The sequence below is a fragment of the Pseudomonas sp. FH4 genome (genome assembly GCF_000510915.2).
Lineage (GTDB): Bacteria > Pseudomonadota > Gammaproteobacteria > Pseudomonadales > Pseudomonadaceae > Aquipseudomonas > Aquipseudomonas brenneri.
Genome location: NZ_AOHN01000012.1, coordinates 265302 through 281418 on the forward strand (window position 1 = coordinate 265302; position 16117 = coordinate 281418).

At 61.6% G+C, this 16117-nt stretch carries 15 protein-coding genes and 1 pseudogene; 8 read left to right on the forward strand and 8 right to left on the reverse strand.

Going from position 1 to position 16117, the window contains the following annotated elements; all coding sequences use genetic code 11:
* The first annotated feature begins 140 nt into the window (after positions 1-140).
* A complete protein-coding gene (gene coaD, locus H097_RS08165; RefSeq protein ID WP_003176711.1) occupies positions 141-620 on the forward strand; it encodes a pantetheine-phosphate adenylyltransferase in 480 nt (159 codons plus the stop codon).
* A gap of 103 nt (positions 621-723) precedes the next feature.
* Positions 724-975 (forward strand): YfhL family 4Fe-4S dicluster ferredoxin, encoded by a 252-nt coding sequence (locus tag H097_RS08170; RefSeq protein WP_029300613.1) that lies wholly within the window; start codon positions 724-726, stop codon positions 973-975.
* A 120-nt stretch (positions 976-1095) separates the two neighbouring features.
* Here H097_RS08170 and mutM read toward each other — a convergent pair whose 3' ends face one another.
* Together mutM and H097_RS08180 are read right to left on the reverse strand one after the other, a co-directional pair.
* Positions 1096-1908 (reverse strand): bifunctional DNA-formamidopyrimidine glycosylase/DNA-(apurinic or apyrimidinic site) lyase, encoded by an 813-nt coding sequence (mutM, locus tag H097_RS08175; RefSeq protein ID WP_032858835.1) that lies wholly within the window; start codon positions 1906-1908, stop codon positions 1096-1098.
* 21 nt (positions 1909-1929) lie between these two features.
* On the reverse strand, positions 1930-2742 hold the full coding sequence (locus tag H097_RS08180) for an HDOD domain-containing protein (protein WP_191982822.1): 813 nt from the start codon (positions 2740-2742) through the stop codon (positions 1930-1932).
* 242 nt (positions 2743-2984) lie between these two features.
* Between H097_RS08180 and H097_RS08185 the strand changes: the two genes are divergently transcribed.
* On the forward strand, positions 2985-4181 hold the full coding sequence (locus H097_RS08185; RefSeq protein WP_032858839.1) for a class I SAM-dependent rRNA methyltransferase: 1197 nt from the start codon (positions 2985-2987) through the stop codon (positions 4179-4181).
* A 128-nt stretch (positions 4182-4309) separates the two neighbouring features.
* On the opposite strand, the gene H097_RS08190 is transcribed toward H097_RS08185, so the two are convergent.
* Positions 4310-4768, reverse strand: a complete 459-nt coding sequence (locus H097_RS08190; RefSeq protein ID WP_032858840.1) for a transposase — start codon at positions 4766-4768, stop codon at positions 4310-4312.
* A gap of 386 nt (positions 4769-5154) precedes the next feature.
* Here H097_RS08190 and ilvD point away from each other — a divergent pair, with 386 nt between their 5' ends.
* Positions 5155-6996, forward strand: a complete 1842-nt coding sequence (gene ilvD / locus H097_RS08195) for a dihydroxy-acid dehydratase (RefSeq protein WP_032858842.1) — start codon at positions 5155-5157, stop codon at positions 6994-6996.
* Between the two features lie 168 nt (positions 6997-7164).
* Here ilvD and H097_RS08200 read toward each other — a convergent pair whose 3' ends face one another.
* A complete protein-coding gene (locus H097_RS08200; RefSeq protein ID WP_162237635.1) occupies positions 7165-8163 on the reverse strand; it encodes a haloacid dehalogenase-like hydrolase in 999 nt (332 codons plus the stop codon).
* A 302-nt stretch (positions 8164-8465) separates the two neighbouring features.
* Here H097_RS08200 and H097_RS08205 point away from each other — a divergent pair, with 302 nt between their 5' ends.
* Positions 8466-9857 (forward strand): L-cystine transporter, encoded by a 1392-nt coding sequence (locus tag H097_RS08205; RefSeq protein ID WP_032858845.1) that lies wholly within the window; start codon positions 8466-8468, stop codon positions 9855-9857.
* A 16-nt stretch (positions 9858-9873) separates the two neighbouring features.
* Positions 9874-9963 (forward strand): annotated as a pseudogene (locus H097_RS28645) (outer membrane lipoprotein carrier protein LolA); the annotation flags it as partial.
* On the opposite strand, the gene H097_RS08210 reads toward H097_RS28645, so the two are convergent.
* Positions 9962-10474: a dihydrofolate reductase gene (locus H097_RS08210; RefSeq protein ID WP_032858846.1), complete on the reverse strand. Its 513-nt coding sequence runs from the start codon at positions 10472-10474 to the stop codon at positions 9962-9964. The pseudogene H097_RS28645 and the gene H097_RS08210 sit on opposite strands and share 2 nt — an antisense overlap.
* A gap of 69 nt (positions 10475-10543) precedes the next feature.
* Between H097_RS08210 and H097_RS08215 the strand changes: the two genes are divergently transcribed.
* Both H097_RS08215 and H097_RS08220 read left to right on the forward strand, forming a co-directional pair.
* On the forward strand, positions 10544-11923 hold the full coding sequence (locus tag H097_RS08215) for a DUF2868 domain-containing protein (protein WP_032858847.1): 1380 nt from the start codon (positions 10544-10546) through the stop codon (positions 11921-11923).
* Positions 11916-13283 (forward strand): DUF3482 domain-containing protein, encoded by a 1368-nt coding sequence (locus tag H097_RS08220; protein ID WP_032858848.1) that lies wholly within the window; start codon positions 11916-11918, stop codon positions 13281-13283. The genes H097_RS08215 and H097_RS08220 overlap by 8 nt, the downstream gene beginning before the upstream one ends.
* Here H097_RS08220 and H097_RS08225 read toward each other — a convergent pair.
* The 3 genes from H097_RS08225 to H097_RS08235 all read right to left on the reverse strand — a co-directional run bounded on the left by H097_RS08225 (position 13280) and on the right by H097_RS08235 (position 16116).
* Complete coding sequence (locus tag H097_RS08225; RefSeq protein WP_032858849.1) at positions 13280-13834, reverse strand: phosphonate degradation HD-domain oxygenase; 555 nt, start codon at positions 13832-13834, stop codon at positions 13280-13282. The two genes, H097_RS08220 and H097_RS08225, sit on opposite strands and share 4 nt — an antisense overlap.
* Positions 13834-14967 carry a TIGR03364 family FAD-dependent oxidoreductase gene (locus H097_RS08230; protein ID WP_032858850.1) on the reverse strand — a complete coding sequence of 378 codons (1134 nt, stop codon included), beginning with the start codon at positions 14965-14967 and terminating at the stop codon, positions 13834-13836. The genes H097_RS08225 and H097_RS08230 overlap by 1 nt, the downstream gene beginning before the upstream one ends.
* Before the next feature lie 132 nt (positions 14968-15099).
* Positions 15100-16116 carry a putative 2-aminoethylphosphonate ABC transporter substrate-binding protein gene (locus H097_RS08235; protein ID WP_029289369.1) on the reverse strand — a complete coding sequence of 339 codons (1017 nt, stop codon included), beginning with the start codon at positions 16114-16116 and terminating at the stop codon, positions 15100-15102.
* Position 16117 lies beyond the last annotated feature (1 nt).

A 16117-nucleotide genomic window follows, 5' to 3' on the forward strand; every position in this document is an offset into this window, starting at 1 on the left:
GCGAGCAAGCTCGCGCCTACAGGGGGTTCATAGGGGTATTCGCGGTGTCTATAGTGCTTTCTTCTGAATAAGTTGACTTGGCCGACCGGGATGGCTGCGATACCATCCGGTTCCCCAACGGACTCCGCCAGGACGACGCGATGAACCGAGTGTTGTACCCAGGTACCTTCGACCCGATTACCAAAGGCCATGGCGATCTGGTCGAACGCGCCTCGCGCTTGTTCGACCATGTGATCATCGCGGTCGCTGCCAGCCCCAAGAAAAACCCGCTGTTTCCCCTGGAACAGCGCGTGGAACTGGCGCGCGAGGTCACCAAGCACCTGCCGAACGTTGAAGTAGTGGGCTTTTCGACACTGCTGGCGCACTTCGCCAAGGAACAGAACGCCAATGTGTTCCTGCGCGGCCTGCGCGCAGTGTCGGACTTCGAATACGAATTCCAACTGGCCAATATGAACCGCCAACTGGCACCGGACGTCGAGAGCCTGTTTCTCACACCGTCGGAGCGTTATTCGTTCATTTCCTCGACATTGGTCCGGGAAATTGCGGCATTGGGCGGTGATATCACCAAGTTTGTGCACCCTGCGGTCGCCGACGCCCTGACCCTACGCTTCAAGAAGTAAGACCGCTTGATCGGCGCCTGCTCGCACTGCGGGCGCCAATGCGGCACAATTGCGCGCATTAGTTTTCAGATGCCTTGGCTCAAGTGCCCTGGCAGGAGTTTCCATGTCCCTGATCATCACCGACGATTGCATCAACTGCGACGTCTGCGAACCCGAGTGCCCGAACGCTGCCATTTCCCAGGGTGAAGAGATCTACGTGATCGACCCCAACCTGTGCACCCAGTGTGTCGGCCACTATGACGAGCCCCAGTGCCAGCAAGTGTGCCCGGTCGATTGCATTCCGCTGGATGAAGCCCGTCCGGAAACAGAAGAGCAGTTGATGGAGAAGTACCGCTTGATTACCGGCAAGGCCTGAAACCTTGTGGTGGCTGGGCGGGCCTTATCGCAGGCAAGCCAGCTCCCATTTGAAGGTATTCACACATCAAAATGTGGGAGCGGGCTTGCCCGCGATGACGGCAACCGCCCTCACACAAAGTCAGCTCTGGCATTTTGGGCAAAACACACTCGCCCGCTGCCCCAGCATCACATTACGCAACTCACTCCCGCAGACCTTGCACGCCTCGGCCCCGCGCCCGTAGACAAACAACTCCTGCTGGAAATACCCCGGCTGCCCGTCGCCGCCAATAAAATCACGCAAGGTTGTACCGCCACGCTCGATGGCAGCCGCAAGAATGCGTTTGATCTCAATCGCCAGCTTCAAATATCGCCCACGAGAAATGCCCTTGGCCTCCCGGCGCGGGTCGATCCCGGCGGCAAACAACGCCTCGGTCGCGTAGATATTGCCCACGCCCACCACCACCGCGTTGTCCATGATGAACGGCTTGACCGCCATGGAGCGCCCACGGGACAGCTGGAACAGGCGCTCGCCATCAAACAGGTCAGTCAACGGCTCTGGCCCCAGGCGCAGCAGCAGTGCGTGGTTATGCGGATCCTGGCTCCAGAGCATCGCGCCAAAGCGCCGTGGGTCGGTGTAGCGCAGGGCCAGGCCTGACTCCAGTTCGATGTCCACATGTTCATGCTTGGCCGCCGGCAGGCCGACTTCCACCAGGCGCAGGTTGCCCGACATGCCCAAGTGGCTGATCAAGGTGCCGACTTCGGCATTGATCAGCAGATACTTGGCGCGACGCTCCACCAGCACGATGCGCTGCCCGGACAGGCGTACGTCCAGGTCCTCGGGAATCGGCCAACGCAGGCGGCGCTCACGCACGATCACCCGGCTGACCCGCTGGCCTTCCAGGTGCGGCGCGATCCCGCGCCGGGTGGTTTCGACTTCTGGCAGCTCAGGCATATTCGTCTCGCGATAGAAAGGTTAGTGCGCGCCCAATTCGCGGATCGACAACTTCAGGTTCTCGAAGTCGTAATCCGACAGGCCCACGTAATCCAGCACCAGATGGCCGACGCTCTCCCATTCATGGTCCACCGTCTGGTTGCCCAGAACCCGATAGGACGCGCAGATATGCTCGGCCATCTTCAGGATCGCCAGCAGGTTTTTCAGTGGGCTGTTGCGCGCCGACTCATCGCTGAAAATCGCCAGGGCATTGTGGTGGTTGGCGATGGCGTTGGTCACATGCTCCGGCAGGCGCCAGGACTTGGCGGTGTAGTAGCCCACCACCGCATGGTTGGTGTGGAACGCGCGGTTCTCGGTATCGACCACCCGGCAGTCGGGGCCCGCTTTGGCGTAGGACTCTTCCAGCACGTTCATATAGTCCGGGAAGCGCTTGAGCATCAGCGGCACGCCACAATCGTGGAACAGGCCCAGGGCGTAGGCTTCATCCACCGCCTGGGAGCCGGTGCGCTTGGCCAGGGTCAGGCAGGTCATTGCCACATCCTGGGCGGTGTCCCAGAACCGGTTGAGGGTGACGATGGTGTCGTCACTCATCTCGCCCTTGATCGACTGGGCATTGATCAGGTTGACGATGGAACGGCTGCCCAGCAGGTTGACCGCCCGCTGGATCGAGGCAATCTTGTTGCTCAGGCCGTAATACGGCGAATTGACGATTTTCAGCAACGAACCGGACAGGCCGGGGTCCTGGGAGATCAACCGAGCGATCACTTCCAGGTCCGGATCGGGCATGTATTGCTCCATCTGCAAATCCACCATGATTTGCGGTTGAGGCGGCACGCTGATGCCTTGCAGGGCCTGTTGGATCTGTTCGGCGGAAAGCTCTTGGGACATAAGTACACACTCTGGGCTAGGCGGCGATTCTAACCTCTATCTCGGTCTTTTGTGGGAGCTGGCTTGCCTGCGATAGCATCAACGCCGTACGTCAGATACACCGCGCCGTCTGCATCGCAGGCAAGCCAGCTCCCACATGAACGGATGCGCAAAGGGTATACTCCCGCTCTTTTTTCCGGAGCGACGTCATGTCCCTGCCAAGCCTGCGCCTCAAAGCCAACGCCGATCGCCGTTTGCGCAACGGCCACCTGTGGGTCTACAGCAACGAAATCGACGTGGCCGCCACCCCACTCCACGGCTTCCAGGCAGGCGACCAGGCTATTCTGGAAGCGGCTGGCGGCAAGACCCTGGGCATCGTGGCCATGAGCCCGAACAACCTGATCTGCGCGCGCCTGCTGTCGCGCGACATCAAGCTGCCTTTGGACAAGTCGCTGCTGGTGCACCGCCTGAACGTCGCCCTGTCCCTGCGCGACCGCCTGTTCGACAAGCCGTTCTACCGCCTGGTCTACGGCGATTCCGACCTGTTGCCAGGCCTGGTAGTCGACCGTTTCGGCGACATCCTGGTGGTGCAGATCGCTTCGGCGACCATGGAAGCCCATAAAGAAGACGTGATCGCCGCACTGACCCAAGTGCTCAAGCCCAGCGGCATCCTGTTCAAGAACGACTCCGCCGCGCGTGATGCCGAAGGCCTCAACCGCTACGTCGAAACCGTGTTCGGCCTGGTGCCGGAGTGGGTCGCTCTCGAAGAAAACGGCGTGAAGTTCGAAGCCCCGGTGATCCAGGGCCAGAAGACCGGCTGGTTCTACGACCACCGCATGAACCGCGCACGCCTGGCCCCGTATGCCAAAGGCAAACGCGTCCTCGACCTGTACAGCTACATCGGCGGTTGGGGCGTGCAAGCTGCAACGTTCGGCGCCAGTGAAGTGTTCTGCGTCGACGCCTCGGCCTTCGCCCTCGACGGCGTCGAGCGCAACGCCGCGCTGAACGGCGTCGCGGAGAAGATGACCTGCATCGAAGGCGACGTCTTTGAAGCGTTGAAAGAACTGAAAGCCAGCGAAGAACGCTTCGACGTGATCGTCGCCGACCCACCGGCCTTCATCAAACGTAAAAAAGACATGAAGAACGGAGAAGGCGCCTACCGCCGCCTCAACGAGCAAGCCATGCGCCTGCTCAGCAAGGACGGCATCCTCGTCAGCGCCTCGTGCTCCATGCACCTGCCGGAAGACGACCTGCAAAACATCCTGCTGACCAGCGCCCGCCACCTGGACCGCAACATCCAGATGCTGGAGCGTGGCGGCCAGGGCCCGGACCACCCGGTGCACCCGGCGATTGTCGAGACGCGTTACATCAAGAGCATCACCTGCCGGTTGTTGCCCAATAGCTAAGGCTTCACCCACCCCTGTAGGAGCGAGCTTGCTCGCGAAAAACGCATAGACGACGCGGGCTACCTGATAGCGCTGCGTCATCGTTGACGTTCTTCGCGAGCAAGCTCGCTCCTACAAGTAAAAGTGCGTCATATCCAGATCGCATCCCATAGCGGGTACTGACCAATGTGCTCGACCAAACCAGCACGCAAAGGATTCGCGACGATATAGCGGGCCATAGCTTTCAAGTCCTCCTCACGACGCAATGCCCGATCGAAATAGCCTTTTTGCCAAAGCGTCCCGTAGGAACTCCTCGCACTGTTGATCGCGCGAGCACTTCGCGACTTGGTGATTCGCATCAACCTTGGCAAGTCGCCATTGTGCAATTCGACCAGCCAGTGAAAATGGTCAGGCATGACGACCCAGGCCAGCGAGGTCGCCTCACCGTCTTCCTGAGCTTTCCTGAATTCGCTGACGAGCAGGCGACCCGTGCGCCAGTCCTGAAAAATTATTTGTCGTTGGTAGGTAACAGCCGTGATCAGGTACACGCGGCCCGATTCTGAATAGCGCCCGATGCGTAGCCGATGGGCATTTTGTTGCGTGGACATTCCGTCGTTCTCTTCTGTGATTGGAAGATCAACGGTAGGAGGCACAACATCTAAAGGCCTTTAAACAGTGGTTCTGAATATGTCTTGACTGTGTAGGAGCGAGCTTGCTCGCGAAGAACGCCAACGATAACGCAGCGCCCCCAGGCAATCTGCGTCGCCGATGGGTTTTTCGCGAGCAAGCTCGCTCCTACAGGAAGACGGTGTAGAATCGACCCTATTCATCGCCAGTCATCCCCCGGCGGGTTTATGAGCTCAAGGCCAATGCGCACGGCGATCCCGTCACGTTTGCGGCAACTTCCGGACACCAGTGCCATTTTTCGGGTGTTCCAGACGTCAATAGAAGCTCACTCCCCTTTTGATTCCTGATTAGCCGCCCGGAGTGCTCCATGCCAGATTACCGCTCGAAAACATCCACCCACGGCCGCAACATGGCCGGCGCGCGCGCACTGTGGCGTGCCACGGGGATGAAAGATGACGACTTCAAGAAGCCGATCATCGCGATTGCCAACTCGTTTACCCAGTTCGTACCGGGCCACGTCCACCTCAAGGACCTGGGCCAACTGGTCGCCCGCGAGATCGAACGTGCTGGCGGCGTGGCCAAGGAATTCAACACCATTGCCGTGGACGACGGCATCGCCATGGGCCATGACGGCATGCTGTATTCCCTGCCGAGCCGCGAGATCATCGCCGACTCCGTGGAGTACATGGTCAACGCCCACTGCGCCGACGCCATCGTGTGCATCTCCAACTGCGACAAGATCACCCCCGGCATGCTGATGGCCTCCCTGCGCCTGAACATCCCGGTGATCTTCGTCTCTGGCGGCCCGATGGAAGCCGGCAAGACCAAACTCGCCTCCCACGGCCTCGACCTGGTGGACGCCATGGTCATCGCCGCCGATTCCAGCGCTTCTGACGAGAAGGTCGCGGAATACGAGCGCAGCGCTTGCCCAACCTGCGGTTCGTGCTCCGGCATGTTCACCGCCAACTCGATGAACTGCCTGGTGGAAGCCCTGGGCCTGGCGTTGCCGGGCAACGGTTCTACACTGGCGACCCACAGCGACCGCGAGCAATTATTCCTGCAGGCCGGTCGCACCATCGTCGAGTTGTGCAAGCGTTACTACACCGAGAACGATGAGTCGGTATTGCCGCGCAATATCGCCAACTTCAAGGCGTTCGAAAACGCCATGACCCTGGATATCGCCATGGGCGGTTCCACCAACACCATCCTGCACTTGCTGGCCGCAGCGCAAGAAGCCGAGATCGATTTCGACCTGCGCGATATCGACCGCCTGTCCCGGCATGTACCCCAGCTGTGCAAAGTCGCGCCGAACATCCAGAAGTACCACATGGAAGACGTGCACCGTGCCGGCGGGATCTTCTCGATCTTAGGTTCCCTGGCCCGTGGCGGCCTGCTGCACACCGACCTGCCGACCGTGCACAGCAAGTCCCTGGCCGAAGGCATCGCCAAATGGGACATCACCCAGACTGACGACGAAGCCGTGCACACCTTCTTCAAGGCCGGCCCTGCCGGGATCCCGACCCAGACGGCGTTCAGCCAGTCGACCCGTTGGGAAACCCTGGATGACGACCGTGAAAACGGCTGCATCCGTAGCGTCGAGCATGCCTACTCGCAAGAAGGCGGCCTGGCCGTGCTGTACGGCAACATCGCCCTCGACGGCTGCGTGGTGAAAACCGCCGGCGTGGACGAGTCGATCCATGTGTTCGAAGGTCGCGCCAAGATCTACGAAAGCCAGGACAGCTCGGTACGCGGCATCCTCGCCGACGAAGTGAAAGAAGGCGACATCGTGATCATCCGCTACGAAGGCCCGAAAGGCGGCCCGGGTATGCAGGAAATGCTCTACCCGACGTCGTACCTCAAGTCCAAGGGCCTGGGCAAAGCCTGTGCGCTGCTGACCGACGGTCGCTTCTCCGGCGGTACTTCGGGCCTGTCCATCGGCCACGCTTCGCCAGAAGCCGCTGCCGGCGGCGCGATTGGCCTGGTGCAAGATGGCGACAAGGTGCTGATCGACATTCCAAACCGTTCGATCAACCTGTTGGTCAGCGATGAAGAACTGGCCGCACGCCGGGTCGAGCAGGACAAGAAAGGCTGGAAACCGGTGGAGAAGCGTCCGCGCAAAGTCACCACCGCGCTGAAGGCTTACGCGCTGCTGGCCACCAGTGCCGACAAGGGTGCGGTACGTAACAAGGCCATGCTCGACGGTCTGTAAGTCCCGCCCATAAAAATGCCCCGCCAGGTGCGGGGCATTTTTTTGCCTGCCTGAATCGCCAAGCCACAGGAGATCAAATGTGGGAGCTGGCTTGCCTGCGATGCGGACACCACGGCGTACCTGATACACCGCGTCGATGCCATCGCTGGCAAGCCAGCTCCTACAGGGTTATTGGATTTCGTCGGGCTTGACGATCACCCAGTTCTTGTCCGCCGTCACCGGCAAGCCTTCCTTGGCCTGGGCCGCAGCGTGTTTGGCGATCATGCCGTTCATTTGCGTCATGTACTTGTCCTTGCGGTTGATCCACAAGTGAATGCCGCCCTTGGCCACGTCCACATCGTGAAACAGCATGTAGCCGTCGCTGGTAGGGGTGTCGCCGCCAACCAGTACCGGCTTTTTCCATTCATCGATGTAGGTGAGGATCGCCGCGTGCTTGCCGGCCATCCAGGTCGCCGGGGTCCACAGGTACGGGGTCAGTTCCAGGCCGAGGTTGGCCTTTTCGTCATACTTGCCGGCCGTGACTTGCTTGCGTGCGGTGGTCAGCTCGCCAGTCTTGCGGTCCTTGAGCAGCAGGCTGACGCCAATCACGTTCTGCGGTTTCACGTTGTAGCCGTACTTGGGATCGGACGCGACCATGCGCACCAGCTCTTCAGAGGCCGCCGTCATCACGTACACGTCGATGCCGTTTTCCATCAGCTTGTTGTACAGCTCGGTCTGGCCGGTGAAGATTTTCGGTGGCTGCACCTCCATGTTCTTCACCACATCGCCTTCGAAGTAGGTGACCGGTACCGGCTTGCCGGAGGCCATCAGCTCATCGACGTAGCCCTTGAGCTCCTTGAGGGTGAAGCCAGCGAACACCTGGGCGACCCACGGATAGCAGACCATGTCGTCCACTTCACACAGGCGATAGTAGTAACTGAACAGACTTTCCTTATGATCGGCGGTGTCTTTGAACGGCATAAGCTTGAGCGACGGGTCGAGACTGTCACGCGTGATCAGGCCCTTGTTCTCCATGTACGGCAGCAGCGATTCTTCGAGGTCGAAGCGGTAGCTGGTGTTGTCCATGTCGAACACCGCGTAGTTACCCTTGTTGGCGTTGGCGGCGATCATCTCATTCAGTTGCTTGGCGGCGGGTGCGGGCCAGTGTTTCAACTCGGTGGCGGCCATGACCTGGCTGGCAAGCCCCAGGCATAGCGCGGCGGCAAACAGTCTCGGCGCGAGCTTCATGTGCGTTTTCTCCCTGAGTGAAAGGCATAAACGCTAACAAATCTGTATGACAACGCCCGCTACACGCACGACCGACGGCGTCCTGATCCCGCCACCCACGTACACAGGAACGTCAACGCCTTATTCCAAAAACGACAGTCGCCATTCCATAACGGTATTAAATCAATATATTTCAAGCTGTTAGGATTTCCGGTTCGCAGTCGCACGCTCATGCGATTGGCAGTCCTTTACCTGGAGCTTCAATGAATCTGCCGCTGATTCTCAACCTGCTGGTGTTCCTCGCATTATTGCTGGGCCTGGCACAAACCCGACGTACTCACTGGAGCCTGGCCAAGAAGGTGTTGTTCGCCTTGGTCCTGGGCGTTGCCTTCGGCGTGGCCCTGCACACGATCTACGGCGCTGGCCACCCGGTACTCAAGGCCTCGATCGGCTGGTTCGACCTGGTCGGCAATGGTTATGTGCAACTGTTGCAGATGATCGTGATCCCGCTGGTGTTCGCCTCGATCCTCAGCGCCGTGGCCCGCCTGCACAACGCCGCGTCCCTGGGCAAGATCAGCTTCCTGACCATCGGCACGCTGCTGTTCACCACCGCCATTGCGGCGCTGATCGGTATCGGCCTGACCAACCTGTTCGGCCTTACCGCCGAAGGCCTGGTGGCCGGCACCCAGGAACTGGCGCGCCTGCAAGTGATCCAGAGTGACTACGCGGGCAAGGTCGCCGACCTGAATATCCCGCAGTTGCTGCTGTCGTTCATCCCGCAGAACCCGTTTGCCGACCTGGCCCGGGCCAAGCCGACATCGATTATCAGTGTGGTGATCTTCGCCGCGTTCCTGGGCGTTGCCGCGTTGCAACTGCTCAAGGATGACGTGGAAAAAGGCCAGAAAGTGCTGAACGCCATCGATACCCTGCAAGCCTGGGTGATGCGCCTGGTGCGCCTGGTCATGAAGCTGACCCCCTACGGCGTGCTGGCGTTGATGACCAAAGTGGTCGCCAGCTCCAACCTGCAAGACATCATCAAGCTCGGCAGCTTCGTGCTGGTGTCCTACCTGGCGCTAGGGCTGATGTTTGTAGTCCACGGCCTGTTGCTGTCGCTGGCCGGGATCAACCCGCTGCGCTTCTTCCGCAAGGTGTGGCCGGTGCTGACCTTCGCGTTTACCAGTCGCTCCAGCGCAGCAAGCATCCCATTGAGCATCGAAGCGCAAACCCGTCGCCTGGGCATCCCGCAGTCCATCGCCAGCTTTGCTGCTTCGTTTGGCGCGACGATTGGCCAGAACGGTTGCGCCGGTCTGTATCCGGCGATGTTGGCGGTGATGGTGGCGCCGACCGTGGGCATCAACCCGCTCGACCCATTGTGGATCGCAACATTGGTGGCGATTGTGACCTTGAGCTCGGCCGGTGTGGCAGGCGTGGGCGGCGGTGCGACGTTTGCCGCGCTGATCGTGCTGCCAGCGATGGGCTTGCCGGTGGCGTTGGTGGCGTTGCTGATTTCCGTAGAGCCGCTGATCGACATGGGCCGTACGGCGTTGAACGTCAATGGCTCGATGACGGCGGGGGCGATTACCAGCCAGATCATGCAGCAGACGGATAAAGAATTGCTCAATGCCGATGAGCATCCGGAACTAGCACAGGCATAACTCTGTAGGAGCGAGCTTGCTCGCGAAGACTGTTAACGATGACGCGGGCATACTGAATGGCCGTGTCGCTCTCAGGTTCTTCGCGAGCAAGCTCGCTCCTACAGTTAGGCTTTTTCCCAGACTTCGAAGTTGTAGGCCGGCTTGTCGCCTTCTGCCGGATTCCGCACATTCGACACCAGCTTCCACTGGTTCAAGTCAAACGCCGGAAACCACGCATCCCCCTCCGGGCTCAACGCAACCCGCGTCAGATACAGGCGATCCGCCTGCTCCAGCCCTTGCGCATACAATTGCGCGCCGCCGATCAGCATCAGCTCATCCACGCCCTGCTCCAACGCCCAGGCCTCGGCCCGCGCAACGGCTGCATCCAGTGAAGGAAAAACTTCCGCACCTTCGAGCATCAGATCGGTCTGACGACTGACCACAATGTTCAAGCGGCCCGGCAACGGTCGCCCCAGGGAATCCCAGGTCTTGCGCCCCATGATGATCGGCTTGCCCAGGGTGGTGGCCTTGAAATATTTGAAATCCCCCGGCAAATGCCAGGGCATGCTGTTGTCGACGCCGATCACGCGGTTTTCACCGAGGGCTGCGATCAGGCTTAAAGGGAGAGTTTTTTTCATGACGACGAGAATACCAGAGGCGCGGGCCAGGGGTTATGCTCCAGGCTCACTGACACAACAGGACGGCGCGTGACTGCACTGAACCCCCTGCAAAAACTCTGGCTGACGGAAACCGTGCGCCTGCGTGAAGAACACGCAGGCGCCCTGGAGGACCAGGAAGCCAATCGCCTGGCCCGCAGTAGCGGCGGCGACCTGCCGACACGCATTCAAAACCGTGCCCTATGGCTGGCCGAGCGCGACGGCCTGAGCGCCGCCCTGCACCATTGGCTGCAAGGTGCGCGCCTGGCGCTGATCGTGCTGATGGTGCTGGCCGTCGTCAGCGGCGCCGGCCTGGCCTTCGCCGCACTGGGCAACGGCCTGACCCCGGTCAATGTGTTCTGGGCCCTGGGCAGCCTGCTGGGCTTGAACCTGATCCTGCTGCTGAGCTGGGCCCTGGGCCTGCTGTTTGCCGGCGAGCACAGCGCCAGCCTCGGCCGCCTGTGGTTGTGGCTCAGCGAAAAACTCGCCCGCGATGCCAAGGCCGCGCAACTGGCGCCGGCGTTGTTGTTGCTGCTGCAACGCCACAAGCTCAACCGTTGGGCGGTCGGCGTGCTGGTCAATGGCCTGTGGCTGCTGGCGCTGTGCAGCGCGCTGGTGATCCTGCTGACCTTGATGGCCACCCGGCGCTACGGCTTTGTCTGGGAAACCACCATTCTCGGCGCCGACACCTTTGTCAGCGTGACCCAGGCCCTGGGCAGCCTGCCCGCCCTGCTCGGTTTCAGCGTGCCGACGGTGGAAATGATCCGCGCCAGCGGCGACTCTGCACTCAATATCGAAAGCGCCCGCCAGGCCTGGGCTGCCTGGCTGGTGGGCGTATTGCTGGTCTATGGCCTGCTGCCCCGGCTGATCCTCGCCCTGCTCTGCCTATGGCGCTGGCAACGTGGGCGTGCCGCCTTGCGCCTGGACCTCAACCTGCCCGGCTACAGCGCGTTGCGTGAAGCCTTGATGCCCAGCAGCGAACGCCTCGGTGTGAACGATGCGGCTCCAGAACAGTTGCACCCAGTCAGCGGCGGGGCCAGCGAGTTGCAAAGCGATGGCGCCCTGCTGGTGGCCATCGAACTCGACGACCAGCACCCCTGGCCGCCCAAACTGCCGGCCACGGTCAAGAACGCCGGCATCCTCGACAGCCGCGAGTCGCGCAACAAATTGTTGGAACAATTGACCCGCTTCCCGCCCGCCCGCCTGGTGATCGCCTGTGACCCACGCCGCTCGCCGGATCGCGGCAGCCTGGCGTTGATCGGCGAACTGGCCCGCTGCGCCAGCGCCACCCGTGTCTGGCTGCTGCAAGCACCACCGGGCCAGGCACTGGATGCCGAGCGCCTCGGTGATTGGCACACGGCCTTGCAGCAACTGGGTTTGCCCTTCGCTGATTGCGCACCGCTTACCTGGCTGGAGACTGGTCATGACTAAACCCCTGAAACTGGCGGTGGTCGGCCACACCAACGTCGGCAAGACCTCGCTGCTACGCACCCTGACCCGTGACGTGGGCTTTGGCGAAGTGTCCCACCGCCCCAGTACCACCCGGCATGTCGAGGGTGCGCGCTTGTCGGTCGACGGTGAAGCTTTGCTGGAGCTGTACGACACGCCGGGCCTGGAAGATGCCATCGCCCTGCTCGATTACCTCGAACGCCTCGACCGACCGGGCGAACGCCTCGACGGCCCGGCCCGCCTCGCCCGCTTCCTGGAAGGTAGCGAAGCCCGCCAACGCTTCGAGCAGGAAGCCAAGGTGTTGCGTCAACTGCTCGCGTCCGATGCCGGCCTGTATGTGATCGACGCCCGGGAACCGGTACTGGCCAAATACCGCGACGAGCTGCAAGTGCTGGCCAGTTGCGGCAAGCCACTGCTGCCGGTGCTCAACTTTGTCAGCAGCAGCGACCACCGCGAGCCGGACTGGCGCGAAGCCCTGGCGCGCCTGGGCCTGCATGCGCTGGTGCGGTTTGACAGTGTGGCGCCCCCCGAAGATGGCGAGCGACGGCTGTATGAAAGCCTGGCCCTGTTGCTGGAAAGCTCACGCCCACAGCTGGAACGGCTGATCCTTGATCAAGAGGCTCAACGCCAGGCGCGCCAGCAAAGCGCTGCCCGCCTGATCGCCGAGCTGCTGATCGACTGCGCCGCGTGCCGGCGCAGTGTGGTCACCGAGGATGAACAACAAGCCATCGGCGATCTGCGCAAAGCCGTGCGCCAGCGCGAACAACGTTGCGTCGAAGCCCTGCTCAAGTTGTTCGGTTTCCGCCCGCAAGACGCTGCGGCCAGCGACCTGCCGCTGCTGGACGGGCGTTGGGGCGATGATTTGTTCAACCCCGAAACCCTCAAGCAACTAGGGGTGCGAGTCGGCGGTGGGATTGCAGCAGGAGCCGCGGCCGGCGCCGGTGTGGACTTGCTGGTCGGCGGCCTGACCCTGGGCGCCGCCGCCCTGGCCGGGGCGATTGCCGGCGGCGCGCTGCAAACCGCGCGCAGCTACGGCAGCCGTCTGCTGGGCAAGATCAAGGGCCAGCGCGAGCTGACCGTGGATGACAGCGTGTTGCGCCTGCTGGCCCTGCGCCAACGGCAGTTGCTCAAGGCCTTGAACCTGCGTGGGCATGCGGCGATGCACAGCATCAAGGTCGATACCCCGCAGGACAAGACCTGGCGTGAAGGCAAGCTGCCCGACGCCCTGCACAAGGCGCGCGCCCATCCGCAATGGTCGTCGCTCAACCCTCACCCAAGGTTGAGCCAGGCCGAACGCCAGGAACAGATCGAAGCCCTGGCCCAGCGCCTGGACGAGGCTTAAGCCGCCAGCAGTTGCCGGGCCTTGGCCTTCAGCACCTCAAGGTCCAGCACCGGCACGTGCATGTCCTTGGCCTGTTCATCCCAGTGGCGCATGCGCAGGCTCACCGCGCACAGCGGATCCTGCTCGAACGCTCGGGCCTCATCGGCCGTCATCACCCCGCCCTGGTAACCCAGGGTACGGCGGCTGGCCTCGCTCAAACGGTCGTAATAGTCCGGCTGGCTGAAGGTCAGGTAGCGCTTGGCCTGTACGTGATATTCCACCAATTTTGCCAGGCGCTCACTGAAGCCGGCGCGCCGCAGATAGTCGGCGCCCAGGCGTTCATGGCTGACTACGCCGTAGCCGCCCATGTTCTCGCCACCCTGGCCGCAGATATGCCCGATATCGTGGAAGAACGCCGCCAGCACCACTTCGTCGTCGAAGCCCTCGGCCATGGCCAATTGCGCGGCCTGGGACATATGCTCGATCTGCGACACCGGCTCGCCAATGTAGTCGGCTGCGCCATGCCGTTCGTACAAGGCAAAGACTTGCGCGATAACGTGTTCAGCTTGCATCACACTTCCCCCCACAGCTCAGTGATATTGCGCTCGGCCATCGCCGGCCCCACGCTCATGCCTACGCCCGTATGCATCAAGGCCACGCTCACGCCATCTGCAGCGCGCAGGAACGAAAACGGCCCCGGCCCACGGGAACCATAGACGCCCTGCCAGCGTTCCACGACCTGAATCTGGCAACCCAGGGTCTGTTCTGCCAGCTCGATCATCCAGTTGTCCACCTGTTCGGCATTGAACGGTGACGGATCGCTGCCGTAATGGTGGGAGTCGCCGATGATCAACTCGCCATACGGTGTCGGGCTGATCAGCAGGTGGATGCCGTGTTCATGCAGGTGCGGCACATCCCGCAGGATCTGCGCCTGCACTGGCGCCGCTTCCGGCAAGTCGGCAAAAGCGCCGTAGTGCACGCAACTCAGGCCTGTCAGCAACGCATGTTGCAGGTTCAGGTCGACCTTGGGCCGGGCACGGAGCATTTGCAGGTGGCAGATCTGCGGGTTGAGTTCGGCGATCTGCTCGGCCAACAGGGTCTGGTAGTCGTGGCCGGAGCAGACAATGATCTGCTCGCCGCGAAAACTCCCGGCGGTGCTGTGCAGTTGGCCGGGCTCGATGTCACGTACCAGGGTGGAGAAGTGGAACTCCACCTTGAGTTCGCGGCACAGGTAGTTGATCAGCGCAGGGAGTGCTTCGCGTGAATACAGCTGCTGATCGTCCAGGCCGTGCAAGGCTGCGCGATGATGGCGAAACTGGCCGCCATACAGATCATTCATCGCAGCGCCTTGCAGCAGGTTGACGCGATAGCCGTATTCCTCGGCGCGCCCGGCGCAAAACGCTTCCAGCAAGTGTTCTTCGGCTTCGGTGCGGGCAAACAGGTAGGAGCCATTGCGCTTGAGTTGCAGGTTCGCCAGTTGCGCCCATTGCCCCCAGATATCACGGCTTTGCCGGGCCAGGTCGAGCATCGGGCCTGGTGGTTGGCCGGTGACCAGCGCCTGGCCGAAGTTACGCACCGAGGCGCCCAGGGGCGTGGCCGTGCGTTCGAAGACCTTGACCTTGAGGCCGCGCTTGGCGGCGGCGTAAGCGTGGGACAGGCCGAGGATGCCGGCGCCGATGATCAGTAGGTCAGTGTGGTGTGTCATGGTGTTCGCCCCCTGTAGGAGCGAGCTTGCTCGCGAAAAACCTGAGGGCGCAGCGTGCATTCTGACTGCCCGCGTTATCGTTCACGTTCTTCGCGAGCAAGCTCGCTCCTACAGTGTTAGCAACGGTTGAAGTTATTGTTTTTCCGACTTGCCGTCATAGCGCTTGCGCCACTCAGTCAGGATGTTATCGCGGTTTTTCGAGGCCCAGGCAAAGTCGTTCTTGATCAGCCGTTGCTCGTAGTCCGCCGGCAGCTCGGTCTGCGGCTTGGCAATACCCGGCTGGGCCAGGACCGCGAAGTTTTCCTTGTACAGCTCCATCGCAGCAGGGCTTGCAGAGAAGTCGGCGAGTTTCTGCGCCGCTTCCTGATGCGCGGTGCCTTTGATCACGGCGGTGGCTTCAATGTCCCAGCCCAGGCCTTCCTTGGGCAAAACGATATCCAGCGGCGCGCCCTGGCGCTTCAACTGCACCGCTGGGTATTCAAAGGAAATCCCGATCGGGAACTCACCGGAGGCCGCCAACTTGCACGGCTTGGAGCCGGAGTGCACGTACTGGCCGATGTTCTGGTGCAGATCATCCATGTACTGCCAGCCCTGCTTCTCGCCGAAGGTCTGCAACCAGGCGCTGACGTCGAGGAAACCGGTGCCGGACGATGCCGGGTTCGGCATGACGATCTTGCCCTTGTACTCGGGCTTGGTCAGGTCCTGCCAACTGATCGGCTTGCTCAGGCCCTGCTTTTCGGCTTCGACGGTGTTGAAGCAGATAGTCGCGGCCCACACGTCCATGCCGACCCAGGCCGGCGGGTTGGCGGCGTCGCGGTAGTTCTTGCCGATCTTGTCCAGATCCTTGGGCGCGTAGCTTTGCAGCATGCCTTGCTGATCGAGGATCGCCAGGCTGGACGCCGCCAGGCCCCATACCGCGTCGGCTTGCGGGCGGGCTTTTTCCGCCAGCAGCTTGGCAGTGATGATCCCGGTGGAGTCACGCACCCACTTGATCTCGACGTCCGGGTTGGCCGCTTCGAAGGCTTTTTTGTAGGTCTTCAACTGCTCGGCTTCGAGGGCCGTGTACACGGTCAACTCGGTTTTTGCGGCAAAGGCATTCAGGCTGAACGCGGTGAGCACAGCAGCGGCGAGGGCCAGGGGCTTGAACATG

What these genes read in the sequence shown, in the direction of transcription:
- H097_RS08200 (WP_162237635.1), bottom strand. Translation starts at nt 8,163, where the DNA reads ATGGCCGCCACCGAGTTGAAACACTGGCCCGCACCCGCCGCCAAGCAA.
- H097_RS08220 (WP_032858848.1), top strand. Translation starts at nt 11,916, where the DNA reads ATGACTAAACCCCTGAAACTGGCGGTGGTCGGCCACACCAACGTCGGC.
- H097_RS08185 (WP_032858839.1), top strand. Translation starts at nt 2,985, where the DNA reads ATGTCCCTGCCAAGCCTGCGCCTCAAAGCCAACGCCGATCGCCGTTTG.
- H097_RS08235 (WP_029289369.1), bottom strand. Translation starts at nt 16,116, where the DNA reads ATGTTCAAGCCCCTGGCCCTCGCCGCTGCTGTGCTCACCGCGTTCAGC.
- H097_RS08230 (WP_032858850.1), bottom strand. Translation starts at nt 14,967, where the DNA reads ATGACACACCACACTGACCTACTGATCATCGGCGCCGGCATCCTCGGC.
- ilvD (WP_032858842.1), top strand. Translation starts at nt 5,155, where the DNA reads ATGCCAGATTACCGCTCGAAAACATCCACCCACGGCCGCAACATGGCC.
- H097_RS08225 (WP_032858849.1), bottom strand. Translation starts at nt 13,834, where the DNA reads ATGCAAGCTGAACACGTTATCGCGCAAGTCTTTGCCTTGTACGAACGG.
- mutM (WP_032858835.1), bottom strand. Translation starts at nt 1,908, where the DNA reads ATGCCTGAGCTGCCAGAAGTCGAAACCACCCGGCGCGGGATCGCGCCG.
- H097_RS08190 (WP_032858840.1), bottom strand. Translation starts at nt 4,768, where the DNA reads ATGTCCACGCAACAAAATGCCCATCGGCTACGCATCGGGCGCTATTCA.
- coaD (WP_003176711.1), top strand. Translation starts at nt 141, where the DNA reads ATGAACCGAGTGTTGTACCCAGGTACCTTCGACCCGATTACCAAAGGC.
- H097_RS08170 (WP_029300613.1), top strand. Translation starts at nt 724, where the DNA reads ATGTCCCTGATCATCACCGACGATTGCATCAACTGCGACGTCTGCGAA.
- H097_RS08205 (WP_032858845.1), top strand. Translation starts at nt 8,466, where the DNA reads ATGAATCTGCCGCTGATTCTCAACCTGCTGGTGTTCCTCGCATTATTG.
- H097_RS08210 (WP_032858846.1), bottom strand. Translation starts at nt 10,474, where the DNA reads ATGAAAAAAACTCTCCCTTTAAGCCTGATCGCAGCCCTCGGTGAAAAC.